At 67.9% G+C, this 25,387-nt stretch carries 19 protein-coding genes, 1 pseudogene and 1 riboswitch; of the genes and pseudogenes, 9 read left to right on the top strand and 11 right to left on the bottom strand.

Going from position 1 to position 25,387, the window contains the following annotated elements; translation table 11 throughout:
• Nucleotides 1-6: 6 nt before the first annotated feature.
• Together LC490_RS07725 and LC490_RS07720 are read right to left on the bottom strand one after the other, a co-directional pair.
• A complete protein-coding gene (locus LC490_RS07725) occupies nt 7-2,589 on the bottom strand; it encodes a TonB-dependent receptor (protein ID WP_223619795.1) in 2,583 nt (860 codons plus the stop codon).
• 603 nt (nt 2,590-3,192) lie between these two features.
• On the bottom strand, nt 3,193-5,673 hold the full coding sequence (locus LC490_RS07720; protein ID WP_223619794.1) for a hypothetical protein: 2,481 nt from the start codon (nt 5,671-5,673) through the stop codon (nt 3,193-3,195).
• A 45-nt stretch (nt 5,674-5,718) separates the two neighbouring features.
• Nucleotides 5,719-5,802: riboswitch (cyclic di-GMP riboswitch) on the bottom strand.
• A gap of 344 nt (nt 5,803-6,146) precedes the next feature.
• Here LC490_RS07720 and LC490_RS07715 point away from each other — a divergent pair.
• The 3 genes from LC490_RS07715 to LC490_RS07705 all read left to right on the top strand — a co-directional run bounded on the left by LC490_RS07715 (nt 6,147) and on the right by LC490_RS07705 (nt 9,662).
• Nucleotides 6,147-6,941 (top strand): thiazole synthase, encoded by a 795-nt coding sequence (locus tag LC490_RS07715; protein ID WP_031371391.1) that lies wholly within the window; start codon nt 6,147-6,149, stop codon nt 6,939-6,941.
• Nucleotides 6,938-7,693, top strand: coding sequence for a tRNA (guanosine(46)-N7)-methyltransferase TrmB (gene trmB / locus LC490_RS07710; RefSeq protein ID WP_223619793.1), 756 nt, complete (start codon nt 6,938-6,940; stop codon nt 7,691-7,693). The genes LC490_RS07715 and trmB overlap by 4 nt, the downstream gene beginning before the upstream one ends.
• Nucleotides 7,694-7,814: 121 nt before the next feature.
• A complete protein-coding gene (locus LC490_RS07705) occupies nt 7,815-9,662 on the top strand; it encodes an SLC13 family permease (protein WP_031371389.1) in 1,848 nt (615 codons plus the stop codon).
• A gap of 263 nt (nt 9,663-9,925) precedes the next feature.
• On the opposite strand, the gene LC490_RS07700 is transcribed toward LC490_RS07705, so the two are convergent.
• Nucleotides 9,926-10,252, bottom strand: a complete 327-nt coding sequence (locus tag LC490_RS07700; RefSeq protein WP_223619966.1) for a Rieske 2Fe-2S domain-containing protein — start codon at nt 10,250-10,252, stop codon at nt 9,926-9,928.
• A 110-nt stretch (nt 10,253-10,362) separates the two neighbouring features.
• Between LC490_RS07700 and LC490_RS07695 the strand changes: the two genes are divergently transcribed.
• The 4 genes from LC490_RS07695 (at nt 10,363) to LC490_RS07680 (ending at nt 13,495) form a co-directional block, all read left to right on the top strand.
• Nucleotides 10,363-10,701, top strand: coding sequence for a hypothetical protein (locus LC490_RS07695; RefSeq protein WP_223619792.1), 339 nt, complete (start codon nt 10,363-10,365; stop codon nt 10,699-10,701).
• A gap of 4 nt (nt 10,702-10,705) precedes the next feature.
• A complete protein-coding gene (locus LC490_RS07690) occupies nt 10,706-11,434 on the top strand; it encodes a fumarylacetoacetate hydrolase family protein (RefSeq protein ID WP_031371386.1) in 729 nt (242 codons plus the stop codon).
• Nucleotides 11,435-11,489: 55 nt separating this feature from the next.
• The gene (gene mscL / locus LC490_RS07685; protein ID WP_031371385.1) at nt 11,490-11,897 is read left to right on the top strand and encodes a large-conductance mechanosensitive channel protein MscL; all 408 of its coding nucleotides are present in this window, start codon (nt 11,490-11,492) and stop codon (nt 11,895-11,897) included.
• 185 nt (nt 11,898-12,082) lie between these two features.
• Nucleotides 12,083-13,495, top strand: a complete 1,413-nt coding sequence (locus LC490_RS07680) for a M28 family peptidase (RefSeq protein ID WP_223619791.1) — start codon at nt 12,083-12,085, stop codon at nt 13,493-13,495.
• Nucleotides 13,496-13,583: 88 nt separating this feature from the next.
• Here the strand turns inward: LC490_RS07680 and LC490_RS07675 are convergent.
• The 5 genes and pseudogenes from LC490_RS07675 to LC490_RS07655 form a co-directional block, all read right to left on the bottom strand.
• Nucleotides 13,584-14,312 (bottom strand): annotated as a pseudogene (locus LC490_RS07675) (TrmH family RNA methyltransferase); the annotation flags it as partial.
• A 376-nt stretch (nt 14,313-14,688) separates the two neighbouring features.
• Complete coding sequence (locus LC490_RS07670) at nt 14,689-15,255, bottom strand: GNAT family protein (protein WP_223619789.1); 567 nt, start codon at nt 15,253-15,255, stop codon at nt 14,689-14,691.
• 186 nt (nt 15,256-15,441) lie between these two features.
• Nucleotides 15,442-18,567 (bottom strand): efflux RND transporter permease subunit, encoded by a 3,126-nt coding sequence (locus tag LC490_RS07665; RefSeq protein ID WP_031371381.1) that lies wholly within the window; start codon nt 18,565-18,567, stop codon nt 15,442-15,444.
• Nucleotides 18,564-18,803, bottom strand: a complete 240-nt coding sequence (locus LC490_RS07660; protein WP_223619788.1) for a hypothetical protein — start codon at nt 18,801-18,803, stop codon at nt 18,564-18,566. Before LC490_RS07660 ends, LC490_RS07665 begins: the two co-directional genes overlap by 4 nt.
• Nucleotides 18,796-19,902, bottom strand: a complete 1,107-nt coding sequence (locus LC490_RS07655; protein WP_223619787.1) for an efflux RND transporter periplasmic adaptor subunit — start codon at nt 19,900-19,902, stop codon at nt 18,796-18,798. The genes LC490_RS07660 and LC490_RS07655 overlap by 8 nt, the downstream gene beginning before the upstream one ends.
• Before the next feature lie 328 nt (nt 19,903-20,230).
• Between LC490_RS07655 and cysK the strand changes: the two genes are divergently transcribed.
• The gene (gene cysK, locus LC490_RS07650; protein ID WP_031371378.1) at nt 20,231-21,187 is read left to right on the top strand and encodes a cysteine synthase A; all 957 of its coding nucleotides are present in this window, start codon (nt 20,231-20,233) and stop codon (nt 21,185-21,187) included.
• Between the two features lie 30 nt (nt 21,188-21,217).
• On the opposite strand, the gene LC490_RS07645 is transcribed toward cysK, so the two are convergent.
• From LC490_RS07645 to LC490_RS07635, 3 genes are all read right to left on the bottom strand, one after another.
• Nucleotides 21,218-21,817, bottom strand: coding sequence for a hypothetical protein (locus LC490_RS07645; RefSeq protein ID WP_152566150.1), 600 nt, complete (start codon nt 21,815-21,817; stop codon nt 21,218-21,220).
• A 126-nt stretch (nt 21,818-21,943) separates the two neighbouring features.
• Nucleotides 21,944-22,570, bottom strand: a complete 627-nt coding sequence (locus LC490_RS07640) for a LysE family translocator (protein WP_031371376.1) — start codon at nt 22,568-22,570, stop codon at nt 21,944-21,946.
• 94 nt (nt 22,571-22,664) lie between these two features.
• Nucleotides 22,665-23,675 carry a class I fructose-bisphosphate aldolase gene (locus LC490_RS07635; RefSeq protein ID WP_031371375.1) on the bottom strand — a complete coding sequence of 337 codons (1,011 nt, stop codon included), beginning with the start codon at nt 23,673-23,675 and terminating at the stop codon, nt 22,665-22,667.
• A 309-nt stretch (nt 23,676-23,984) separates the two neighbouring features.
• Between LC490_RS07635 and LC490_RS07630 the strand changes: the two genes are divergently transcribed.
• Nucleotides 23,985-25,322, top strand: coding sequence for a hypothetical protein (locus tag LC490_RS07630; protein WP_223619786.1), 1,338 nt, complete (start codon nt 23,985-23,987; stop codon nt 25,320-25,322).
• Nucleotides 25,323-25,387: the final 65 nt, after the last annotated feature.

The raw sequence follows: 25,387 nt of genomic DNA, 5'->3' as shown, positions 1-25,387 counted from the left end.
TCGCGCTCAGAACCGGTACATCAGCGCGGCGCGGAAGGCGCGGCCGAGCAGCGGGCGGGCGATGAAGGTGTTGGCGCCGGCGTCGGCGCTCTGCAGCTCGCCGGCGCGCGGGTTGCCTTCGGTCAGGCCGCGCGAGTTGGTCAGGTTGTCGCCGTACAGGAACAGGGTCAGCCCCGGGGTGAACTCGTAGCGGGCGCTGGCGTTGAGCACGTTGTACGACGGCAGCCGCACCGAATTGGCGGTGTCGACGAAACGCTCGCCCTGGTATTCGTAGGCGAGCTGCAGGCGCAGACGGTCGTCGAGCAGGTTGATGCCGGGCACGATGCGGAAGCTGTTCTTCGGCACGCGGATCAACTGGTTGCCGACGAAGTCGCGCAACACCGGCGCGCCGTTGACGATCTCGGTGTAGCGCAGGCCTTTGTATTGCGGGTCCTGCACGGTCGCGGTCAGCTGCATGTCGAACCAGCGCACCGGGAACCACGACGCTTCCAGCTCCAGGCCGGTGGTCTTGGTGTCGGCATAGCCCTGCTGCACGGTCGAGGTGCCGGCGTTGAGGTCGAACACGGCGTTGCTGAAACCGACGTTCTCGTACTTGGTGTAGAACAAGGTGGCGAACACGTCGAAGGTTTCGTTGCTGAACTTGTAGCCCACCTCGCCGAGCTGCATGGTCTGGATCACCGGCTGCGCCGCCGTGTCCTTGCTCACGCAGTCCTGGGCCGCGGCCTGGGTGCAGTTGGAATAGCGGGTGATGAAGCTCGACAGATTGGGCAGACGAAAGGTCGGGGTCCAACGCGCGAACAAGCCCGAATATTTGTCGAACTGCCAGTTGGCACCGACGGTCCAGCCCAGCTTGTCGTAGTCGCGGTCGTAGTTCACGAAGCGACCCGAGCCGGTCAGGATCTGCGAGCTCGCCGGCGTGCCCAGGTTGACCTGCTTGCGGATCTCGGTCCAACCCTTGGCGTTGACTTTCTCCCAGCGCACGCCGGCGTCGATGCGCAGGCGCTCGTTGACCTGCCATTCGTCCGACAGGTACACGGCCTGGGTGGTCGAGCGGCCGCTGGCGTTCTCCCACTCGTATCCGTAGCGGTAGAAGCCGTGGTCGGTCAGCGTCGCCAATGGGCGGCCGGCGGCGTCCACCGCGACCAGATCGAGCAGGCGCGCGTTGTCGCGCACGTCGAGCAGGGTCGTCGACGAATAGCGGTCGAAGTCCTGGTCGAAGCGCGCGTAGTAATAGCCGAAGGTGAGGTCGTGGCTCTGTCCGCCGAAATCGAAACGGCGCATCAGGCGGGTGTCGCTGATCAGCTCGTCGACCGGCATGGTCACGCCGCGCAGGCCGCCGACCGTGACCAGGCCGTTGCCGTTCTGGTTGGCGACGTCGAACACCTGGCCCGGAGTGTTGACGTAACGCAGTTGCGCGCCGGTCGCGCCCGGAATCGCCGCGAGCTGCTTCTTCAGCGCCGGGTCGGACAGGAACTTGGAGGCGCTGAGCAACTGCAGCGGGAACACGCCGTTGCGCTGGGTCTCGGTGCGGTCGTAGCGCAGCGACTGGGCGAGCTTGAAGCCGGCGCCGAGTTCGTAATCGAACTTGGCCGTGTACTGGTCGCGCTTCACTTCGGTGCCGCGCGCATTGTCGAAGGCGTAGCGGCTGCGGTCGCCCTGCAGCATCGAAGCATGGCGGGTGTCCGGGCCGGCCAGGGTGCCGTAGTGATCGTCGAAGCCGGGCACGCCGCGGATCTTGCCGTCGGCATAGGTGCGCATCGGGATGCCGAGGTACAGCGCGACGTTGTCGTCCAGGCGCTTGTAGTCGAAGGCGAAGCGGCCGCGCTCGAACTCCTTGCTCAGGTTGACCCGGTACTGGCCGCCGTCGTTGGCCTGGAAGCCCGGATCGCGAATGCCGTCGTCGAAACGATAAAAGCCGCCGAGGCCGAGCTTCCAGCCGGCGCCGAGCGGCGTGCCGAAGAAGAAATCGTAACGGTTCAGGCCGTAGTCGCCAGCGGTGTACTTGACCACGCCTTCGGCGCTGTCGCCGACCACGCGCGGGATGAAGTTGATCGCGCCGGCCGGCGCGTTCGAATAGAACACCGAAGAGGGGCCGCCGCGCACCACTTCGATGCGCTCGATGGTCTCGTCGAGTCGGAACGCCTGGTCGCCGTTGAGGAAGCCCAGGGCCGGGTCGTGCTGCACCGGGATGCCGTCTTCGAGCAGGGTGACCGAACCGAAACCGTCGACCGGGATGCCGCGCGCACGGATGTTGCCGCTGGCTTCGCCGCCGGTGGCTTCGACCCAGAAGCCCGGCACCGACTTCATCGCCTCGGTGACCGAGGTCGGCGCCTGCATGCGCAGGCGGTCCTCGTCGATGGCGGTGATCGAGTAGCTGGTTTCGGCCTTGCTGCGTTGGCGCGTGCCGGAACGGCCGGTGACGATGACGGTGTCGAGATCGGTGGCGCTGGCGGCGGCCTTGCTCGTATCGCTGGCGGCGGTCGCTGCGGTGTCCTGGGCCTGTGCGGTGGAAACGGCGAATGCGGCGAAAGCAGTCGATACGAGGGCGCAACGGATCGCCCGGCTCAGCTGGCGGGTGGAAGGCATCATGGATTCGGCGTTCGGAAGGAAGGGAAGGCTGCCGGCCGGTTCCGTCCGAAGGCCCTGCGTCGAGCCCGGCAATCCTGCGCATGCTGGGCCGCGACGTTTAAAGATTCGTGACAGCCGTCGATGGAATTGCGTGCGCGGTGGTTGGCGCCAGGATCGGTCAAGCTTGCTTGCTGGGCGAATGCGGGGCGCGAATGCAGAGCGGAGCAGGAGCAAATCCCCCCCTGCCCCCCTTTTCCAAAGGGGGACCTCTCTGGGCAGCGGCCACATCAACACCGTGTGCTCGACGCCGACGGATCGACGGGCGTGAACGGCCTGCGGAAACACCTACACAAGCCCCCTTTGCAAAGGGGGCGGGCGCCTGCGTCGTTCGGCGGAGCGACAAGCCCGCTGCGCCGGGGGATTTCCGGGCAGATCGCCTTGATGTGGATGGGATAAGAGCAAATCCCCCCTCCCCCCTTTTTCAAAGGGGGGAGTTCATGTGTCGATGCGATATTTGAGGGGGCCTTACGTGTCGGTGCGATGTTCAAGCAAATGACATCGGCGCATAAAAAAGCCCCGGCCGAAGCCGGGGCTCTGTTGCGGATTGCAAGTACGGCAGGTGTATCAGGTGCCGGCGTCGATCACGGTGGCCGGCGAGACCGAGCAATGGCCAGGTCCGGTCGTGCCTTCGTTGTAGGCGCCGAGAATCCCGGCGAGCCTGATCGCGGTGTCGCGTGCCGCGCCCTTCGGCGCAGTGGTGCTGCGACCGATGAACCATGCGGTGGCTTCGGCGATCGCGGCCTGCACCTCGGACGGTGCGCCTGCGCCGGCTTCGGCGTTGAGGCGTGCGGCCATGTACTGGTGCGCGAGGATGTAGTACGCGTTGCCACCCTTCGGCGGCGTCCAGAACACCTTGTACCAGGTCTGACCGGAGGCGAAGAACAGCGTGTCTTCTCCGATCGCGGCCCAGGTCGCGTCATACGGCGCGGGGCCGTACTTCGAGTGGGTCTTCCAATAACCCTGGGTGTAGGTGCATCCGCTGTTGGCGCACAGTTCCGGCACGCTCACGGTGATCACGGCTTCGTCGCTCTTGTTGACGCCGTTGTCGGTCGCCAAGGTCAAGAGGTTCGGAACCATGAATTCGCAAGTGTTACCGGGTCCGGTCTGGCTCGGCAGTATCCACGCCGCGAACAGGTCGAGGCTGTTGACGATGCCCGGATCGGGGTTGATGTCGCCAGTGACGTACTGGGCGAAGCTGCTGCACATCAGCGGGCTGACCTGCCAACCGAAGGTATCGCCGAGGTTGAGGCCCGGGATGCCGTTGAACAGGTCGCTGACCTGCACGCAGGCGTCGGTTTCGACGTTCGGCGAGCCGTACACCAGTGCGGCCTGGTTGGAGGTGTAGCTCGTGAAGCCGCAATCGCTGGCGTTGCCGGCAGCGTCGTAGCACTTCAGCACGCGCTGGATGCTCGCCTCGTTATAGCCTTCGAGCTTGCCGCTCAGCGCTGCGTCGTAGGTGCAGTTGAGCGAGGTCGCGCCCTGCGGGTCGCACGTCGGCGACACCGACTGGGTGCCTCCACCGGCGAAGTGCAGAGTGTCGCTCGGATCGGCCGGGCTGAACTGCGGTGTCGCGTCGGCAGGCCAGGTGACCATGATGCTGCCGCTGACCGCAAAGCCGCTCTCGGACTCGGTGCTGCGGGTCGCCGCGAGACGATAGACCGTCTCGTAGTTGCCGCCGACATTGAGCAGCACGTCGACGTCGTCGCACAGGAAGTTACCGGCGTAGATGCCGCTGGCGATCGGATCGGGCAGGCAGCCCTGCATGCCGACGACCTTGGCGTCGGCCGGCGAGACCACCACATGCTTGTCGGGCGCCCAGGCATAGTCGCGGTCGTAGCGGGTCTGCGCGGTCTTGCTGATCGCGACGGTCCGGCAGGCGACGGTGACCATGGCCGAATCGCTGGCCGTGGCATTGGTGCTGGCGCTGGTGCTCCAGGTACCGGTTGCGGTGTTGTTGTGCTGACCTTCGTCGGCACCGCACACGAACGGCGACGGACGCGGATAGGTCCACACATACGGACCGTTGCCGAGGCTGAAGCTGTGGTTCGGATCGCCCGGCAGCATCGAGTCGTCGATCACGAACGTGTCGCCGTAGCTCTCGGCCGGGTTCGCCGGGATCGAGAACGCAGCGGAAGCCACGAACGTATAGGTGCCGCCGTTGCGCTCGCTGGTGATGCCGGCGGCGTTGACGCCTCCACTGGCGTTGAGCAGGAACGGATGGGTGTTGCTGCTCAGGTCGAACGCGTAATCGCAGGTCAGGATGATCTTGTCCGGATTCGCGGCCGGCTTGACGCAGGCCAGGGTGTCGGTGTCGCCGCCCTGCGAGGTCCAACTCAGCTGGAACTGGGTCGCGCTGTTGTTGAACTGCATGGTGTCGACCACGGCGGTGGTCTTCCAACCGAAGCCGAACGGGTCCTTGACGGTGATGGCGCCGGCGACGCGGTACATGCCACGGGTGGTCGGCGTGGCGGTGACGGTGTATTCGACCTGGTGGCTGTCGCCATCGAACATCACGATGCTCTCGGGCGTCACGGTCTTTTCGATCTGCCAATCGGTATAGCGCTTCCAGCTCGCCGTGGCGGTTTTCTCGCCGCTGGGCTTGGGCAGGAAGCAGAACACGACATGGCTGACGCCGGCGGGTTCGCCGCTGGAATTGATCGGTGCGAACAGATTGATGTCGCTGAGGGCGGCGGGGTCGTAGTGGAAGACGTTATAGGCGTTGCCGCCCTTGACCACGATGTAGTCCATCGGCACGGTCGAGGTGAAGCCGATAAATTTGCTTTGGTCGGCAGGTGTGTAGTTGAAGGTGATGGTTTGACCGGGTGCGCCAAGGTTGTAGCTTTGGCCGTTGACCGGTGCGCTGCCGGTGCTGCCGCCCAATCCGGCCCAGGTCGCTACGCCGGGCAGGTCGTCGCAACTGGTGAAGTTGCCCGAGAAAGTGGTCGGCTGCACCGAGGCCGCCCAGGCCCCGGTGGGCAAGGCGGCAGCGGTAGCAAGCAAGAGCGCCGTTGCAAGCAACGGACGCCAACGTCGAGTGGTGGACATGTCAGAACTCCGTGAGCGGGGTGGCAAAGCACCCTGTTCTTCGCGCTCGGTAGCTCGGCCATGCTGACCGGACGGCCCGCACCCGTGGCTTTGCGACACCGGCTTTCACCGGTTGTGCCTTTTTCGAGTCCCGTACGACGGCGCGGCGCCCGCTTCCCCCAGCGGACGCCGCCGGCGATGGCCGATGCGTCGCGAACCTTCAGCGCCGCCCCAGTACCGCTTGCCGGCCAATATACGCTTCAAAATGTGATTTCAATCACATTTTCATCATCCGGCGACGAACGGTCGCCGTTCTGGATGGATGGCGCCGGGGACGACCGGGAACGGCCCCGAGCCGCGTTTTGCAGCCCTCGCCCAGCCCCGCCCAACCCTCGCCCGGCCGCGCCGCGGCGGCAGAGCGAAAACCGCACGCCGGGTGAAACAGCGGGCCGCGCGGGGTCCAAGCGCAGGGCGTTATCCGACATAATTCACCGATGACGAACAACGCCTTATCCGATCCGCTGGTCATCGCCGGCAAAACCTACCGCTCGCGCCTGTTGACCGGCACCGGCAAGTTCAAGGACCTCGACGAGACCCGCCTGGCGACCGAAGCCGCCGGCGCCGAGATCGTCACCGTCGCCATCCGCCGCACCAACATCGGCCAGAACCCGGGCGAGCCGAACCTGCTCGACGTGCTGCCCCCGGACCGCTACACCCTGCTACCCAACACCGCCGGCTGCTACACCGCCGACGACGCGGTGCGCACCTGCCGCCTCGCTCGCGAGCTGCTCGACGGCCACAAGCTGGTGAAACTCGAAGTGCTCGGCGACCAGCGCACCCTGTTCCCCGACGTGGTCCAGACCCTGGCCGCGGCCGAGATCCTGGTCAAGGACGGTTTCGACGTGATGGTCTACACCTCCGACGACCCGATCCTGGCCAAGCGCCTGGAACAGATCGGCTGCGTGGCGGTGATGCCGCTGGCGGCGCCGATCGGCTCGGGCCTGGGCGTGCAGAACAAGTACAACCTGCTCGAGATCATCGAGAACGCCAAGGTGCCGATCCTGGTCGACGCCGGCGTCGGCACCGCCTCGGACGCGGCCATCGCCATGGAGCTGGGCTGCGACGGCGTGCTCATGAACACCGCCATCGCCGGCGCCCGCGACCCTATCCTGATGGCGCATGCCATGAAGCTGGCGATCGAGGCCGGCCGCGCCGCGTTCAAGGCCGGCCGCATTCCGCGCAAGCGTTATGCCAGCGCGTCGAGCCCGGTCGACGGTTTGATCGAATGACGGACCCGTTCTCCAGCGACGGCGCCAAGACCCCGCCCAAGCCGTTCACCGTGGAAGAAGGCCGGCGCCAGGTGCGCAGCTTCGTCCTGCGCCAGGGCCGCTTCACCCCCGCCCAGCAACGCGCCTTCGACGAGCTGTGGCCGCGTTTCGGCATCGACTACCAGGGTTCGCCGCGCGATTACGACGAAATCTTCGGCCGTAGCGCCAAGCGCGTGCTCGAAATCGGCTTCGGCAACGGCGAGGCCCTGCGTTTCGCCGCCCAGCAGGATCGCGAGCGCGACCTGATCGGCATCGAGGTCCACGCCCCCGGCGTCGGCCGGCTGTTGAACGCCCTGGCCGAAGACGGCAGCGACCATGTCCGCCTGTATCACCACGACGCGGTCGAAGTGTTGAACCACGAAGTCGCCGACGGCTCGCTCGACGAGGTCCGCATCTATTTCCCGGACCCGTGGCACAAGAAGCGCCACAACAAGCGCCGCCTGGTCCAGCCCGCGTTCGCCGATCTGCTGGTGCGCAAACTTTCGCCCGACGGTCGCTTGCACCTCGCCACCGATTGGCAGGACTATGCCGAACAGATGTGGGACGTGCTCGATGCGACCGCCGGCCTGGTCAACCGCGCCGGCCCGCGCGGCAGCGTGGCCCGGCCGCCGTGGCGTCCGCAGACGCACTTCGAGACCCGCGGCCAGAAACTCGGCCACGGCGTCTGGGATCTGCTGTACGACAAGCAGCCGGGAATAGGGAATCGGGAATAGGGAATCGGATGCGCCCCACCGAACATTCGCGATGCCTTGCTGAGACCGAATCCGGCGGCGACGCGTTGCCTTGCTCCTGCTCTTCCGATTCCCGATTCTCCATTCCCGATTCCCGGCCCTGATGGATACCGCCCTCGCGCTCACCACCGACATGAAGCTCGTCCTCGGGCTGGTGGTCTTCACGATGGCGATGTTCCTGTTCGAGCGCATCCGCGCCGACGTCGTCGCCCTGGTCGTGCTGGTGCTGCTCGGCCTGTCGGGCCTGGTCGAGCCGGACGAACTGTTCAACGGCTTCTCGGGCAACGCGGTTATCAGCATCATCGCCACGATGATTCTCGGCGCCGGCCTCGACCGCACCGGCGCCCTCAACCGCCTCGCTGCCTGGCTGCTGCGGCGCGCGCACGGCGTCGAACAACGCTTGCTGTTGCTGACCACGGCGGTGGCCGGCCTCAACTCCTCCTTCATGCAGAACCCGTCGGTGATGGCGTTGTACATGCCGGTCGCCTCGCGCCTGTCCTCGCGCACCGGCCTGTCGCTGCCGCGCCTGTTGCTGCCGATCGCCGCGGCCATCGTCATGGGCGGCGCCCTGACCATGGTCGGCAACTCGCCGCTGATCCTGCTCAACGACTTGTTGCTCAACGCCAACAGCAACCTGCCCTCGGGCGCGGCGACCATCGAGCCGCTGAAGATGTTCGCGCCGATGCCGATCGGCATCGCCCTGCTGGTCGCCTCGCTGGCGTATTTCCATTTCTTCGGCGACAAGCTGCTGCGCGACGACAGCGACAAGGGCGCCACGCCGGCGCGCACCCAGAGTTATTTCGCCAAGGCCTACGGCATCGAGGGCGACGTCTACGAAATGACGGTCACCGCCGACAGCCCGTTGGTCGGCATGTCGCTCGGCGAGGCCGAAGCGCTGCGCGGCGCGCCCCTGCTGCTCGCGCTCAAGAGCGACGGCGAGGCGCGCCTGGCGCCGCCGGCCGACACCCGCATCTGGGTCGGCAGCGTGCTCGGCGCGATGGGGCCGAAGCAGCAGGTCGCCGACTTCGCCCAAAACCAGTTCCTGCGTTTGTCCTCGCGCCTGCGTAACTTCGCCGACCTGTTCAACCCCAGCCGCGCCGGCATTTCCGAAGCGGTGGTGCCGGCGACCTCCGGGTATATCGGCAAGACCGCCGGCGACCTGCACCTGCGCAAGCATGCCGGCCTGAGCCTGCTGGCAATCAACCGCGACAAGAGCGTGCTGCGCGACAACGTGCGCACCGTGCCGATGCGCGCCGGCGACATGCTGGTGTTCCACAGCATCTGGACCGACCTGGCGACCGCGGCGGCGAGCAAGGACCTGGTCGTCGTCACCGACTACCCGAAGGGCGAGCAGCGCCCGCACAAGCTCAAGCTCGCGCTGACCATCTTCGCCGTGGCGATGCTGCTGGCTCTGTCCTCGCGTCTGCCGGTGTCGATCGCGCTGATGACCGGCGTGGCCGGCATGCTGATCGCCGGTGTCATCAACATCGACGAGGCCTACGCGGCGATCAACTGGAAGACCGTGTTCCTGATGGCCTGCCTGATTCCATTGGGCTGGGCCATGGATTCCAGCGGCGCGGCGGCGTGGATCGCCGGCCATACCATCGAGCGCCTGCCGAGCGGCACGCCGGTGTGGCTGCTGGAGATCTTCATCGGCTTGCTGACGACGATGTTCTCGTTGGTCATCAGCCATGTCGGCGCGACCATCGTGGTGGTGCCGCTCGCGGTCAACCTCGCGCTCGCCGCCGGCGGCAACCCGACCGCCTTCGCCCTGATCGTGGCGCTGTCGGCCTCGAACAATTTCATGACCGCCTCGAACCCGGTGATCTCGATGATCACCGGCCCAGCCGGCTATACCGGCAAAGAGCTGTGGCGCATCGGCGGCCCGCTGTCGCTGATCTACACCGTGGTGACGGTGCTGATGGTGAATTTGCTGTTCTGGGGGAAGTGACCTCGCAGACGCCGCAGCTTCGGTGCGGTGGCGGGAAAAGCAAATCCCCCCTGCCCCCCTTTTCCAAAGGGGGGGAATGCATCTGGTGGGTCCGTATGAGCTCGGCGCCTCGCCCCGGGCTCGCTCGCTTGTCGGTACGGCCGGATCGCTGCAAGTCCTAGCGAAGACGAACCCCGCATTCGCTTATCCCCCCTTTGCAAAAGGGGGGCAGGGGGGATTTGCTGTTGGCTGTTGGCTGTTGGCTGTCCACTAACAATCCCAACTCACCCCAGCCACACCGCCCCATCGCGCACCGTCACCGCGACCGCGCGCAGCGCTTCGCCGCGGCAGGGGCCGGCGACGCATTGGCCGCCTTGCAACTCGAAACTCGCGCCATGCGCGGCGCAGACCAGCAGGCCGTCCTTGCTCTTGAGGAACTGGCCCGGCGCCCAGTCGAGACGGCGGCCGGCATGCGGGCAAATATTCAACCAGGCGCGTACGGCCTCGCCGTCGCGATACAGCAGCAGCGATTCGGCGTCGCCGTCCAGGGTCGCTTCGACCTCGACGAACGCGCCGTCGGCCAGCCGCGCCAGCTCGATCAGGGGCAACACTGCGTTGCCGCCTTCGCCGGGATGATTTAACGAACTTCTCACACCCTCGTCCATGCCTGGAACGATACTCCTGTGTCCGGCGTTTGCCGCATTGTCTCACGACACCCTAAATGTTTGCCCAGACCTTCCGATTCTCCGATCACCGACCGCAATGGAATGCGTTCCAGTCGCGCGTGCGCACCGCTTTCGAGCCGCGCAAGCCGCGTCACCGCCTCCTGCGTTTCGTGCTCGGCGTGATCGGGCTCGGGCTGCTGGCGCTGCTGGTCATGTTCAGCGTGGTCGTCGGCGCGGCGATGATCGCCGTCGGCCTTGCCTACAAACTATGGAAGCGCCGCGGCAAGCCGATGGCGCATCGCGATGCCCACGGCCACGACATCGTCGAAGGCGAGTTCCGCGTCGTCGATGCGGCTCGCCTCGGCCATCGCTCCCCTACTTCTTCCACGCATTGAACGCATGAGCGACGCGATCGCGGCACCGCCGCATACCCGTATTCCGGTCCGCGGCGCCGACGTCGCCGACGGCACCACCTTCCCGGTCCGCCGCGTCTACTGCGTCGGGCGCAACTTCGCCGAACACGCACGCGAAATGGGCGCGGCCGTACCGACCTCGGCCGCCGATCGCGGCCGCCCGGTGTTCTTCCTCAAGCCGCACGACGCCATCGAACTCGGCGAAGCCGTGCCCTACCCGCCCGGCACCGACGACCTGCACCATGAGGTCGAACTGGTGGTCGCGATCGGTCGCGATGCGCCGGCCGGCGAACTCGCCGTCGCCGACGCCCAGGCGTTGGTCTACGGCTATGCCGTCGGGCTCGACCTGACCCGCCGCGACCTGCAATCGCAGGCCAAGGCCAAGGGACTGCCCTGGGATACCGGCAAGTCCTTCGACCACGCCGCACCGATCAGCGCGATCGTGCCGGTCGCCGACGTCGGCGAACTCGGCGCACGCGCCTTGAGCCTGGAAGTGAACGGCGAAGTCCGCCAGCGCGGCACGCTCGCCGACCTGGTCTGGAACGTGCCCGAAATCCTGCATGAGCTGTCGCGGCTGTACGCGCTGCGCGCCGGCGACCTGATCTACATGGGCACGCCCTCCGGGGTCGGCCCGCTGCAGCCCGGCGACCGCTATCACGCCGTGCTCGAAGGCGTGGCCGAACTGCACGGACACATCATCCCGGCGCCGGTATAGTCGCCTCGGCGCTGCGGCGCCGCATTCATGTCGTCAACACAGGGAGAGCATGCGGATGGGCATGATCAGCGAGTTCAAAGAGTTCATAGCGCGCGGCAACGTGGTCGATCTGGCCGTCGGTGTGGTGATCGGCGCGGCCTTCGGCAAGATCGTCACGGCCCTGGTCGACGGCATCGTCATGCCCTTCATCGGCTACCTCAGCGGCGGGGTCAGCCTCGGCGACGCCAAGTACGTGCTGACCGCGGCGCAGATGGATGCCGCCGGCAAGGAAGTCGCGGCCGAAGTCGCGATCAAGTACGGCGCCTTCCTGCAGACCGCGATCGACTTCGTCCTGATCGCGTTCGTGATCTTCCTGTTCCTCAAGGCTTACAACAAGGTCCGCAAGCCCGCCGACGCGGCGCCGGCGGCAACGCCCGAGGACATCGTGCTGCTGCGCGAGATCCGCGATTCGCTGAAGAAGTGAGAACGCTTCGCCCGTTGCGGCAAAGTGCCTCAAACGTGGCGATAGGCAGCGACAAAAAACCCTCAAGTCCGGCGTGACTTGCGACAGGTAGAGACGGGGCCGCGGGTTGCTAAGCTCGCGGCTTCGTCTTTTCCGGCCGCCTGGTTGCAGGCGGCCTCCGGTCTTTCCAGATGAGGGAGTTGGGGATGCGCGCACCGTTGTGGGCAGCGATCGCTGCTGTGTTGTTCGTCGGCTCCGCCGTGGCCGCCCCGCGCGAGACGCGCATTCCCGAGGCCGCTATCGCCGCCGCCGGCGAATTGCGCGAAAGCGCGCTCGCCAGCGACCTGGGCTATCGCATCACCGAATCGCTGACCACCGAGGTCGGCCCGCGTCTGGCCGGCAGCGAGGCGGATGCGCGCGCGGTGAAGTGGGCCGAAGCCAAATTCCGCGAGCTCGGCTTCGACAAGGTCTGGCTGGAACCGGTGACGTTTCCGAAGTGGGAGCGCCGCAGCGAGCAGGCCGAAGTGCTCGGCGAACATCGCCAGCCGCTGAACCTGACCGCCCTGGGCGGCAGCCCCGCCGGCAAGGTCGAAGGCGAGATCGTGCGCTTCGCCGACCTCGCCGCGCTGGAAGCCGCGCCGGCCGGTTCGCTCAAGGGCAAGATCGCCTTCATCGACTACCGCATGGAGCGCGCCAAGGACGGCGCCGGCTACGGCCCCGGCGGACGCGTGCGCAGCCGCGGCCCGTCGGCGGCGATCCGCGCCGGCGCCAGCGCCTATCTGATGCGTTCGGCCGGCACCGACTCGCACCGCAATCCGCACACCGGCATCACCCGTTTCGACGACGGCCTGACCCCGCTTCCGTCGGCCGCGCTGGCCGCGCCGGACGCCGACCAGCTCGCGCGCCTGGCCGCGCGCGGCCCGGTGCGCGTGCGCGTCGCCCTGGATTGCGGCTGGGACGGCGAAGCGACTTCGCACAACGTCATCGGCGAGATCCGCGGCAAGAGCAAGCCCGAGGAAGTCGTGGTGATCGGCGGCCATCTGGATTCGTGGGACCTCGGCACCGGCGCGATCGACGACGGCGCGGGCGTCGGCCTGACCATGGCCGCGGGCAAGCTGATCGGCCAGAGCAAGCTGCGCCCGGCGCGCAGCATCCGGGTGATCGCCTTCGCCAACGAAGAACAGGGCCTGTACGGCGGCAAGGCCTATGCGCTCAAGCACGCGGCGCAGATCAAGCAGCACCAGATCGGCGCCGAGAGCGATTTCGGCGCGGGCCGTATCTACGCCTATTCGAGTTCTGCGCCGGCGCATGCGCAGGCCGCCGACAAGCAGATCGCCGAGGCCCTGGCACCGCTAGGCATCGAGCACACGCCCGGCAAGGGCGGCCCCGGCCCGGACATCTCGCCGTTCGCCGCGCGCGGCCTGGCCTGGGCGCGTCTGGCCCAGGACGGCAGCGATTATTTCGACTACCACCACACGCCCGACGACACCCTCGACAAGATCGACCCGAAGGCATTGGCGCAGAACGTCGCGGCGTATGCGGTGTTCGCCTATCTGGCCGCTTCGGCCGACGGCGATTTCGGCAGCGAAGCCAAGCAGGTTACGCCCCCGGAGGAGTGAGGCGGCACGACGCTCATTGCGTGCTGTGTTCGCCGACGCCTCTCAGCTCCCTCTCCCGCGCGCGGGAGAGGGGCTTTAGCGCGATGGCCTATGCGCTACGCGCAGTCCACGCCGCCAACAGCACCGCGGTCGCCGCGGCGACGTTGAGGCTTTCGACCTTGCCGCTGCCGGGAATCGACAGACGCAGGTCGCAGGCGGCGACGAGGTCGCGGTCCATGCCTTCGCTTTCCGCACCCAACACATAGACCAAGCGCTGCGGCAATTGAGTCGCGAAGGCGTTGTCGCCGCCGGACACCACCGTCGCGGCCAAGGCGAAACCGGCGCCGCGCAATTGGGTCAGCGCGTTGTCGCTGCGGCCCATGCGCACCATCGGCACCGCTTCGGCGCCGCCCTCGGCGACGCGCGCGGCGGCGCCCGACAAGGCCAGGGTCGAATCCTTCGGCATCAGCACCGCGGCCACGCCGAAATGCGCGGCCGAACGCAGGATCGCACCGAGGTTGTGCGGATTGCCGACGCCGTCGAGCCAGATCGCCAGTTGCGGGCCTTCCGGCAATTCGCGCAGCCATTCCGACAACGAAGCCGGCTCCTCGCGCAACACGTCGGCGACTACGCCTTCGTGATGCCCGCTGGCCGCGAGTTTGTCGAGGTCGGCTTCCTCGACCACGCGATAGCCGACGCGGTTGGCCACGCACCACGCCAGCAAGGGCTGCAGCGCGGGAATGCGGTTGCCGCTCAGATACAGCTTGCGGATCGCCTGCGGCCGGCGTGCGAACACCGCGCGGATCGCATTGAGGCCGTACAAGCGCAGCTCGACGTCGCGGCGCGCGCGTTGCGGATGCGGCGCCTCGAACATGTCGTCGCCGAGGGGCTGACGCAGATCGGCCTCGTCGCGCTGGCGATAGACCCGCTCGTCGCGCTCGTGGCGTTCCGGCCGCGCCCGCTCGCGCGGTGTGCGCGCATCGGCGGGATGTTGGTTGCGCTGCTCGCGTCGTTCCAAACGCGAGTGCGGATGCGCATGTGCGTGTCCGCCGCGATCGTGTCCGCCGCGGTACGGCGACGGCGGCGGTTCGACCGGCCCCGCGCTGCCTTGCGCATCGGGCTCGCGCCGCGGGCGTTGTTCGTCGTCGCGGCGCGGACCGGTGCGCCAGGGGCTCTGTCCCGGAGCGATGGGGGGGCGCGGACCGCGCGGGGGATCACGTCGCATCGTCGAGACTCCTTCTTACCTTGGCGAATACACGCAAGTCGTGCAGCTGCCCGCGCTTGAACACGGCGCAGCGTTGCGCGCCTTCTTCTTCGAAACCGTTCTTCAGCAACACCCGCGCCGAGGCCGGGTTGTGGTCGAGCACCGTCGCGCACAAGCGATACAGGGACAGCTCGCGCATGACCCAAGGCGCGAACAGAGCGACCGCGCGCGTCATCAGGCCGGCATTCCACAGCGCGCGCCCGAGCCAATAGCCCAGCTCGGCGCTGTGGCCGCGCTCGCCCTGGCCGGCGCGCACGCCGATGCCGCCGCAAGCGCGGCCGTCGACTTCGATCGCCATGACCGGGTCGTTGAGATTGACGACCTGGCCGGACAGGAAGCGCTCGCCGTCTTCGCGGGTATAGGGATAGGGAAAGCGATCGCTGGTGGAACGCGAGACGTGTTCGTCGTTGGCGTGTTCGACCAGGCTGTCGAGGTCGTCGGGCCGCCAGGGGCGCAGGACGAAGCCTTCGCCAAGCAGGCGGATATCGCCCGGGTCGGATAAGGGAGCGGCGTTCATGGCGATAGCGTACTGCATCACTGTTGGGGGGCGGAAACCGGGTCCGGGGACGGCGTCTGGGCAGGAGCGGCGTCCTCCTGGATTTCCTTCGGTCGCGAGCCGCGACACGCGTCGTAGCCGAGGCCCCGCGGTCGCGGCTTGCGCCGCTCCTACCCGGAAGCGGTGCGCCGGCCTGCATTCACGCGATCACGCGTGGCCGCCGGCCTGCGGGGTGTCCTTTTCCAGCTTCTCCAGCTCGTGCGCGACCGCCTCGGGCGATTTGGTGTAGCGCGCCAGCAAGACGTAGAACGCCGGCACGATGAACAGCGACAACAGGGTCGAGAACGACACGCCGAAGATCACCACGATGCCGATCGTCGCCCGGCTCGCCGAGCCCGGGCCGCCGGCCAGGACCAGCGGCACGGCGCCGACCACGGTCGCGATCGAGGTCATCAGGATCGGCCGCAGGCGCACCGCCGAGGACTCGACGATGGCCTCGTGGATGCTGCGGCCCTCGTCGCGCAACTGATTGGCGAACTCGACGATCAGGATGCCGTTCTTCGCCGCCAGGCCGACCAGCATGACGATGCCGATCTGACTGAACAGGTTGAGGGTGCCGCCGGTCATCCACAGGCCGAGCAAGGCGCCGAGCACGCCCAGCGGCACGGTGAGCATGATCACGAACGGATGGATGAAGCTCTCGAATTGCGCAGCGAGCACGAGGTAAACGACCAGCAACGCCAAGGTGAAGGTCATCAGCACCGCGCCACCGGCCTTCTGGTACTCGCGCGATTCGCCCTTCCAGTCGATCTGCGCCTGTTCCGGCAGTTCTTCCTCGACCACCTGGTTGAGCCAGGTGATCGCCTCGCCCATGGTGTAGCCCGGCGCAAGGCCGGCGCTGACGGTGATCGCTCGCAGGCGGTTGAAGCGGTTGAGGCTGCCGGGCTCGGCCAGTTCCTTCAAGGTGACCAGGTTCGACAGCGGCACCAGGCCGCCGTCGCGCGCGCGCACCTGGATCGCGGCCAGGTCGGCCGGCGAGGCGCGCACTTCGCGTCCGGCCTGGACGATCACGTCGTACTCCTCGCCGTTCTGCACGAAGGTGGTCGCGCGCCGCGAACCCATCATGGTTTCCAGCGAATGGCCGATGTCGGTGACGCTGACGCCGAGATCGGCGGCGCGCTGGCGGTCGATCTCCACGCGCATCTGCGGGCGGGTTTCCTTGTAGTCCGAGTCGACCGAGAACAGGCCCTTGTTCTGCTCGATGCGGGCGAGCAGACGATCGCGCCACTTCGCCAGTTCGACGTATTCGGGGCCGCCGAGCACGATCTGGATCGGCTGCCCGCGCGTACGCACCAGGCCGCCGCCGACCTGCGGCAGCGCGCGCACGCCGGTCAACTGACCGAGCTCGCTGCGCAGACCGTCGGCGACGTCGGCGGTGCTGACGTCGCGCTTGTCCCAATCCTGCAGGAACACCGCGATGCGGCCGGTGTGCATTTCCTCGCTGGCGCCGAAACCGCCGGGCACGCGCGGGTTGTAGCGCTGGATGGTCTGGTCCGGGCCGGTGTGCGAGGCGATGATCTTCTCGACCTGCTGCACCTGCTTGACCGTGTAGTCGTAGCCGGCGCCTTCCGGCCCGATGATCGAGACCTGGAACGAGCCGCGGTCTTCCTGCGGCGCGAGCTCCGAAGGCACCAGCTTGAACAGGCCGAAGCTCAAGGCCAGCGCGATCACCATCAGCACGCCGAACAGCCACGGCCGCTCGACGGTGTGGTCGAGCAGGCCTTTATAGCGCCGGCTCACGCTTTCCAGGCGCGCATTGACCCAGCGGTTGACCGGGTTGGATTTCTCTTCGCTGTGCGGGCGCACGAACTTCGACGACATCATCGGCGTGAGGGTCAGCGCGACGAAGGCCGACAAGGCCACCGCGCCGGCCAGCGCCACCGACAGCTCGCGGAACAGGCGCCCGGTGTTGCCTTCCATGAAGCCGATCGGCAGGAACACCGCCACCAGCACCGCGGTGGTGGCGATGACCGCGAACGCGACCTGCTTGGTGCCGCGCGCGGCGGCGACCAGCTTCGGTTCGCCCAGGTCGGCGCGGCGCTGGATGTTCTCCAGCACCACGATCGCATCGTCGACCACCAGGCCGATGCACAGCACCAGCGCCAGCAGAGTCAGCAGGTTGATCGAGAAATCGAAGGCGTACAGCGGAATGAAGGCAGCGATCAGGCACACCGGCACGGTCACCGCCGGGATCAGCGCGGCGCGGAAACTGCCGAGGAACAACCAGATCACGATCAACACCAGGATCACCGCTTCGGCCAGCGTGTGGTACACGCGCTCGACCGCCGACTCGATGAAGATGGTGGTGTCGAAGGCGACGAAGATGTTGGTGCCGTCCGGCAGGCCCGGGCGGATCTTGTCGGCCTCGGCGCGGATCGCGCGGGCCACGTCGAGGCTGTTCGCGGTGGAGGTCTTGACGATGCCCAGGCCGATGTTCGGCTCGCCGTTGCTGCGGTAATAGGCGCGGCGTTCGGCCGAATCGAGCTGGATCTTGGCGACGTCGCCGAGCCGCACGACATAACCGTCGGCGCCCTTCTTCAGCGGAATCTGGGCGAAGTCCTCGGGTTTTTGGTAGCTGCGCGCGACTCGCAGAGTGAAGTCGCGCGTCTGCGATTCGATGCGCCCGGCCGGCAGTTCGACGTTCTCGGCGCGCAGCGCGGCCTCGACCTCGTTGACGGTGATGTCGCGCGCCGCCAACGCGTCCTGGTCGAGCCAGATGCGCATGGCATAACGCTGCTGGCCGCCGATCCGGACCTGGGCGACGCCGTCGACCGAGGACAGACGGTCGACCACGTAACGCTCCGCGTAGTCGGACAGCTGCAGCGTGTCCATCTGCTTGGAGCTCATGTTCAGCCACATGATCGGGTCGGCGTCGCTCTCGACCTTTTCGATCTGCGGCGGGTCGGCCTCTTCCGGCATGCGGTTGGAGACGCGGCTGACCGCATCGCGCACGTCGTTGGCCGCAGCCTCGATCTCGCGCTGCAAGGTGAACTCGATGCTGATCGAGGCGCGTCCGTTGACGCTGCGCGATTCGATGCTCTCGATGCCTTCGATGCCGGCCAAGGCGTCTTCGAGCACCTGGGTGATGCGGGTCTCGACCACCGCCGCCGAGGCGCCGGGATAGGTCACGTCGACCGAGACCACCGGCGGGTCGATCGCCGGCAATTCGCGCAAGGTCAGGCGCGAGAACGCCATCACGCCCAGGGTGATCAGCAGCAGGCTCATCACGGTGGCGAACACCGGACGGCGGATCGACAGGTCGGAAATATTCATCGCGCGTCGCCGCCGTTGCGGCGCTTGGGCGCGCTGCGCTTCGGCGCTATGTAGATCGGCACGACCTTGGGCCGGTCGCCCGGGGCCTGCTCGGGGTCGTAGGCCAGGTCTTCAGGCGGAGCCCCGGACATGCCGCGCAGGCGGAAGTCCAGGGCGCGCTTGACCGCGGCGCGCAGGTCGCCGGCATCGGGCTTGCGCGGAAACGAAGACAGCAGGGACCGCATCCAGTCAGCCATTCGCGCGGCCCTTGGCTGCAGCCGGCTCGCCCTGGCGCTTCGCGGGCGCATTCGCACCGGCGGCCTGGACCTTGTTGCCGACACGCAGCTTGCCGGTGCCGTCGACGACGATGACATCGCCGACCTGCAGGCCCTTGACGATCTCGGCCAGCCCTTCGCGACGCGTGCCGACTTCGACGTCGGCGCGCTCGACGGTGTTGTCGGGCTTGACCCGGAACACGTAGGAATCGGTGCCCACCTGCACCACCGCGATCTCCGGTATCAACAGGGCCTGGCGCTCGGGTTGCAGCAAGGTCACCTGCATCAACATGCCCGGCCGCAGGCGATGGTCGGGATTGGGGAAATCGGCGCGCACCGTGATCGCGCGCGTGGCCGGGTCGACCCGCGCGTCGATCGTGCTGACCTCGCCCTGGAACGGCTGGCCCGGATACGCGGCGCTGGTGCCGTCGACGGTCTGGCCCTTGGCGACGCGCGCCAACAGCGTTTCCGGCACCGGGAAATCGACATAGACCCGGCCGGTGTCGTCGAGGGTCGCGATCGGCGTGCCCGGGGTGACCAGCGAGCCGGGGCTGACCTGGCGAATGCCGAGCACGCCGGAGAACGGCGCGCGGATCACCCGGTCGCCGATGTCGGCCTTCATCTGCTCGACCCGGGCGCGGGTGGCGTCGCGGGTGGCGCGCTGTGTGTCGAGCGCCGAACGCGCGATCAACTGCTGCGCGGCCAATTCGCTTTGCCGCTTGTACAGGGCATCGGCTTCCTTGGCGGTGGCCTCGGCCTGGGCCAGGGCGGCCTGCTGGGCCTTGCCGCTGAGGGTGATCAGCGACGCGCCGGCGGCGACCTGGTCGCCGCTGTCGAAATGCACGCCCTGGACGATCTCGCTGACCTTGGCGGTGACCGTGATCGACTCGCGCGCCTTGACGTTGCCGAGCGCCTGCACGGTGTCGTTCCAGGGCCGCAAGCGGACCGGCTCGGTGGTGACCGGAATCGGGCGATCGCCGCCCTGGCCCCCCTGGGGCGCCCCGCCCTTGCTGCCGCAGGCGGTCAGGGCGAGGGCGAAGACAAGGGTGCAGCAGGTGCGAAGGCCGGAACGTGGTCGCATGCGGATCTCTGAACGGGTACCCGTGAGGGCGGCGGCGCGGGTCTGGCGGGCGCTGGTGCGGCCCGGCCAGGCGATCCGCGCGGAAGGGAGAACCGGCGCGGCGATGAAGCCGCGCGATTCTAGCGGTGCAGCATTAACGCTCGCGTGGGCCATTGGTTGACCACCGTATAGGCAAAGTCGTCCCGGCGATGTGTTCGGGCCGGCGGCGGCCGACGAAGGTCGGCCTGGACGACTGCCGCGCCGATGTTTCATCGCCGTAATCAACGTGATGGCGCGGGCGGCACGGACGGAGTTCATACTCCGCGAGTCCCCCAGTTGGAGCCTGGTCATGATCCACGACAGCATCCTCGACACCATCGGCCGCACCCCGGTGATCCGCCTGCACCGCCTCGCCCCGGCGCACGTCAGCCTGTACGCCAAGGTCGAAGCCTTCAATCCCGGCGGCTCGGTCAAGGACCGCCTGGCCCTGGCGATCATCCTCGACGCCGAAGCCAAGGGGCTGATCAAGCCCGGCGACACCGTGGTCGAAGCGACTTCGGGCAACACCGGCGTGGCGCTGGCGATGGTCTGCGCCGCACTCGGTTACAAATTCGTCGCCACCATGAGCGAAACCTTCTCGATGGAGCGCCGCAAGCTCATGCGCGCCTACGGCGCCAAGGTGATCCTGACCCCGGCCGCCGAACGCGGCAGCGGCATGGTCCGGCGCGCGGAGGAACTCGCGGCGAAACACGGCTGGTTCCTCGCCCGCCAGTTCGAGAACCCGGCCAACCCCGCCTATCACCGCAACACCACCGCGGCCGAGATCCTGCAGGACTTCGCCGGCCGTCGGCTCGATCATTTCGTCACCGGCTGGGGCACCGGCGGCACCCTCACCGGTGTCGGCGAAGTGCTGCGGGTGGCGCGCCCGGAAGTGCGCATCACCGCCTGCGAACCGGCCGGCGCGGCCCTGCTCAGCGGCAACGCCTGGCAACCGCACAAGATCCAGGGCTGGACCCCGGACTTCGTCCCGGCCGTGCTCAACCGCGACGCCGCCCACGACGTGCTGACCGTCGACGAAGTGCTCGCGCGCGACACCGCGCGCCGCCTGGCGCTGGAGGAAGGCATCTTCGTCGGCATCTCGGCCGGCGCCACCGCGGCCGCGGCGCTAGAAGTCGCGCGCACCGCCGAACACGGCGCGGTGATCCTGGCGATGCTGCCCGACACCGGCGAGCGCTACCTGAGCACCTTCCTGTTCGAAGGCATCAACGAAGGCAGCGACGACGACTGGCTGGCCTCGCTGGGCTGAGGCTCTGGCAGGTCGCGGGCGTTCGCGCGCTCAGTTGCGGAACACGAGATACCACAGCGTCACTGCTGCAACGGCGATCAGCAACGCCCACCACAACATCCCGGCGTTGCTTTCGTCGCGCCGGACCGTGCCGTCGGCGCGGCCGCTCAGGCCGCGCTTGCTGCGCTGGCGTTCGTGGTCAAGCACGCGCTTGATCGCCTCCGCGTTCGCAAGCCCGTGGGTTTTTTCCAGCAGTTCGAGCGCACCGACCCGGTCGCCGCGCAGCAGCGCCATAGTTACATCGGCGGGCAAATCGGCGCGACCGGCGCCCACCCCGGTGGTGGACGCGTCCGCGTGTTGCCCGCGCAAATGCGCATCGACCACCGCGAGCGCATCGCGCAGGTCGAGCCGGTGGACCGCGCGCACGATCTTGACCGCCTCGATCTTGTTGCCGCTGCGCAGCGCCAGTTCGGCCTGCGCCGGGAAACCCTCGGGCGGCGACGGTGCCTCGTCCGGGGCGGCGTGGGAATGCCCGCCTTCGGCAGGCTCGCGCTGGTAATGCTCGACCGCGTCCTTCGCGTCGCGCAGGCCCAGCCCCGGATTCGCATCCAGCACCAGCTTGATCGCCTCGATCTTGCGGCCGGCGCGCAACAGCGTGGCCGCCTGCGGCGGTATGAAGGGCGTGCGGTGGTCGCTCATCGCGGGGCTCCTTGCCGGCTGCGGATCCCGCCAGCCTAACGGGCCGGGGCCGGATCCGTCACGCCCGCACGCCGTGCCTCAGCGCGACGACCACGCCAGCTTGGCGCCGAAGCCCAGCATCATGGTGCCGATCAGGCCATCGAGCGCGCGCGCTGTCCGCGCGCTGCGCAAGGTCCCGGCCATGCGCGAGGCGGCCACCGCGACCACGCACAGCCACACCGCGCCGATGCTGTAATGCAGGCCGATCATCAGCATCGAATCGCGCGCCATGTGCGCGCCCGGGGCGAGGAATTGCGGCAGAAACGCGAGATAGAACATCGCGATCTTCGGATTGAGCGCGTTAGTCAGCGCGCCCTGCGCGAACGCGCGCCACAGCCCGGTCGCGGGCGCGGCCAGCTCCGGCAACGGCGCGTCGGCGCGCGGCCGCAGCGCCGCGCGCAGGGCCTTCACGCCGAGATACGCCAGATACGCAGCGCCGAGCATTTTCACCGTCCAGAACGCGCGCTCGGAATACATCAACAACTGGGTCACGCCCAAGGCGAACAGCGCGACATGGAACAGCCCGCCGAAGGTGATGCCGGCGACCGCCGCAAGCCCGCGGCGCGCGCCGCCGAGCGCGTTGCCGATCACCAGGAACGTGTCGGGGCCGGGCATTAGCGTCAGCATCAGCGCGGCGACGGAGAAAGCGAGCCACTGGGTTTCCATGCGTCCGGGTCCGTGCAGGTTGAAAGGAACGGTGGGCGCTAACGAAAAACGCCGGCGCGAGGCCGGCGTTTTTCCGATGCGTCGTAGCCGAAGCTTACGCCGCCGACTTCCACTGGCCCAGCGCCGCCAGGCCGTTGGCCTTGGCGCGCTCGTACACGGTCTGCTGGGCCTTGGCGATGTTGCCGACCAGGTCCTGCGACCACAGCTTCAGCGCCGCCGACTGCATGGCGCGGCCGTAGGAGAACGACAGCGGCCACGGGTTCGGGCCCATCTGGTTCATCGCGTTGAGGTGCGCGGTGGCGTCCTCGTCCGACTGGCCGCCCGACAGGAACACGATGCCCGGCAGGGTCGCCGGCACGGTCGACTTCAGGCACTGCAGGGTGGCTGCGGCGACGTCGTCGACGCTGGCGCGGTCGCTGGCCAGGGTGCCCGGCAGGACCATCGACGCCTTCAGGATGGTGCCTTCGAGGACCACGCTCTGCTCATACAGCGCGCCGAACAGCGAACGCAGGGTCACTTCGGTGACTTCGAAGCAGGTGTCGATGTCGTGGCTGCCGTCCATGATGACTTCCGGCTCGACCATCGGCACCAGGCCCTGCTCCTGGCACAGCGCGGCGTAACGCGCCAGCGCGTGGCTGTTGGCCTCGATGCAGGTGCCCGACGGGATGTCGTCGCCGATGTTGATGACCGCGCGCCACTTGGCGAAACGGGCGCCGAGCTTGTAGTACTCCTCCAGGCGCGCGCGCAGGCCGTCGAGGCCCTCGGTCACGACTTCGCCCGGGAAGCCGGCCAGCGGCTGCGGGCCCTTGTCGACCTTGATGCCCGGGATCACGCCGTTGTCCATCATGACCTTGGTGAACGGCACGCCGGCCTTGGTCGACTGACGGATGGTTTCGTCGTACAGGATCGCGCCGGAGATGTAGTCGCCGATCTTCGGCGTGGTGAGCAGCAGCTCGCGGTAGGCGCGGCGATTTTCTTCGGTGTTGTCGATGCCGACGCCGGCGAAACGCTTGGCGATGGTGGCGTTCGACTCGTCGATCGCGATGATGCCCTTGCCCGCGGCGACCATGGCCTGGGCGGTTTCGGCAAGCTGTTCGATGCTCATGGAGATCCTGCGGCAGCGGTGGGAAGCCCGCGATTATAGCCGCTGACGGTGAACCTTGCCCCCTCCTTGGGCCTGTCGAATCAGGCACTTGCGCTCAGTTTCGACGGAAACCGTTTTCAGCGCATGGCCGTCATCGATGTCAAAACGCGGATGCCGGCAGCGGCGGACTGCACCGCCGATCCCGCGGACCGGAGCCCCAAGGCAGCGAACCGGTCCCGCGTTGACACCCATGCGGCGACCGCCGAGCATCCGCTGGCATCCGGCGCGCCATGGACGCCGCCCTCTCACCGCTGCAAGGAAGCCTTCCGCATGTCCGATCTTCATTCCCGCCGCCGCATTCTGGCCGCAGCGCTCATCAGTGCGCTTAGCCTGTTGCCGGCCACCACCGCCCTCGCCCAGTCCAACGACGCCGACCGCGATTACCGCGAAGCCGTCGCCCATTGCGAATCGCATCCGCAGCCATCGGTCCGTTACGTCGTCGTCGATGCGGCGCGGATGCGTTCGTTGCCGCGCGCCGAGGGCGGCGCGGTCACCTCGGTGCCGATCGGCGCGGAGGTCAAGGTGCAGTGCGTGTTCGGCGAATGGGTGCGCGCGACCTCGGAACGCCCGAACCCCTCGGTCGGCTGGATCCGCGCCGACCTGCTCGGGCCGCGCGCGCCGACCGCGGCTTCGCTGGAGCAGGACTACCGACGCGCTGCCGGCGCCGAGCGGCGCACCATCGCCGAGCGCGCGATCGCGCTGCGCCCCTTCGCGCGCGACAGCCATCAACTGGCGATCGACGCCGCACAGGCCGACGGCGACAGTGCCGCCGCGCAGGCGGCGACCTTGCGCCGGGAACGCATGACCGCGCCCAAGGTCGAGCGCCTGGCCGGCGAGCCGCGCCTGCTGTTCGGTGTGGACGGCGGCTACCTGACGACGATCGCACGCATCGACGGCCGCGGCCGCTATGCCGACCCGGCGGCGCCCGACAGCACCTACGCGGTCTGGCGCGGTTTCCACCTGTACCGCAATGGCGCCGCCGACGGGTTGGTGCAGATCATCGACCGCGGCGACGCCGTCGGCCTCGGCATGGAAGCGCAGGTGCGCCGCCCGCCGGCGACCGAGCGCGACCAACGCCTGAGCGGCCTGGCCAGCAACGAAAGCCTCGGCGCCGGCGCCGCCGTCATCGCGGCGAAAGTAAGCGCGGACGAACGCCGCGCGGTCGAGCGCGAACTGCGCTCCGTCCTGACCCGGCAGCGCATGGACCGCGCCGCCGTCGACAAGGCGTTGCGTCCTTATGACGAGGAAGAGCGCAGCGGCCTGCGCACACATGCGCTCGACCTGGCTGGCGGCAAGCGCCTGTTGGTCGCCACCGCAGTGGCGGCGGTGCCGCCGCGCAACGCTGACCAGGCCGATACCACCCTGGACTCGGTGTTGTTGTTGGAGGCCTCGGGCAAGCAATACCGCAAGGTCGGGGAAGTCGCACGCGAGACCGGCGGCGACGGGGTCGAGTCGCATTCCTTCCACGACGCCCTGGACCTGGACGGCGACGGTGTGGCCGAACTGATCTTCCGCCTCCACCAGTACGAAGGCAGCGAATATCAGATCTGGAGCCAGCAATCCGGCCAGTGGAAACCGATATATGCGGGCGGCTACGTCGGCGTATGACGAGTGTCGGTGCCGCTCCTAGGGCAGGAGCCGCGTCCGGCTGGATTTCCTTCGGTCACTAGCCG

The sequence above is a fragment of the Lysobacter sp. ESA13C genome (assembly GCF_019970005.1).
Lineage (GTDB): Bacteria > Pseudomonadota > Gammaproteobacteria > Xanthomonadales > Xanthomonadaceae > Lysobacter > Lysobacter antibioticus_B.
This window is presented reverse-complemented; position numbering and strand designations above follow the sequence as displayed.

What these genes read in the sequence shown, in the direction of transcription:
- LC490_RS07705 (WP_031371389.1), top strand. Translation starts at nt 7,815, where the DNA reads ATGGATACCGCCCTCGCGCTCACCACCGACATGAAGCTCGTCCTCGGG.
- LC490_RS07725 (WP_223619795.1), bottom strand. Translation starts at nt 2,589, where the DNA reads ATGATGCCTTCCACCCGCCAGCTGAGCCGGGCGATCCGTTGCGCCCTC.
- LC490_RS07640 (WP_031371376.1), bottom strand. Translation starts at nt 22,570, where the DNA reads ATGGAAACCCAGTGGCTCGCTTTCTCCGTCGCCGCGCTGATGCTGACG.
- LC490_RS07630 (WP_223619786.1), top strand. Translation starts at nt 23,985, where the DNA reads ATGTCCGATCTTCATTCCCGCCGCCGCATTCTGGCCGCAGCGCTCATC.
- LC490_RS07670 (WP_223619789.1), bottom strand. Translation starts at nt 15,255, where the DNA reads ATGAACGCCGCTCCCTTATCCGACCCGGGCGATATCCGCCTGCTTGGC.
- LC490_RS07655 (WP_223619787.1), bottom strand. Translation starts at nt 19,902, where the DNA reads ATGCGACCACGTTCCGGCCTTCGCACCTGCTGCACCCTTGTCTTCGCC.
- LC490_RS07690 (WP_031371386.1), top strand. Translation starts at nt 10,706, where the DNA reads ATGAGCGACGCGATCGCGGCACCGCCGCATACCCGTATTCCGGTCCGC.
- LC490_RS07660 (WP_223619788.1), bottom strand. Translation starts at nt 18,803, where the DNA reads ATGGCTGACTGGATGCGGTCCCTGCTGTCTTCGTTTCCGCGCAAGCCC.
- LC490_RS07715 (WP_031371391.1), top strand. Translation starts at nt 6,147, where the DNA reads ATGACGAACAACGCCTTATCCGATCCGCTGGTCATCGCCGGCAAAACC.
- LC490_RS07720 (WP_223619794.1), bottom strand. Translation starts at nt 5,673, where the DNA reads ATGTCCACCACTCGACGTTGGCGTCCGTTGCTTGCAACGGCGCTCTTG.
- LC490_RS07635 (WP_031371375.1), bottom strand. Translation starts at nt 23,675, where the DNA reads ATGAGCATCGAACAGCTTGCCGAAACCGCCCAGGCCATGGTCGCCGCG.
- mscL (WP_031371385.1), top strand. Translation starts at nt 11,490, where the DNA reads ATGGGCATGATCAGCGAGTTCAAAGAGTTCATAGCGCGCGGCAACGTG.
- LC490_RS07680 (WP_223619791.1), top strand. Translation starts at nt 12,083, where the DNA reads ATGCGCGCACCGTTGTGGGCAGCGATCGCTGCTGTGTTGTTCGTCGGC.
- cysK (WP_031371378.1), top strand. Translation starts at nt 20,231, where the DNA reads ATGATCCACGACAGCATCCTCGACACCATCGGCCGCACCCCGGTGATC.
- trmB (WP_223619793.1), top strand. Translation starts at nt 6,938, where the DNA reads ATGACGGACCCGTTCTCCAGCGACGGCGCCAAGACCCCGCCCAAGCCG.
- LC490_RS07695 (WP_223619792.1), top strand. Translation starts at nt 10,363, where the DNA reads ATGTTTGCCCAGACCTTCCGATTCTCCGATCACCGACCGCAATGGAAT.
- LC490_RS07665 (WP_031371381.1), bottom strand. Translation starts at nt 18,567, where the DNA reads ATGAATATTTCCGACCTGTCGATCCGCCGTCCGGTGTTCGCCACCGTG.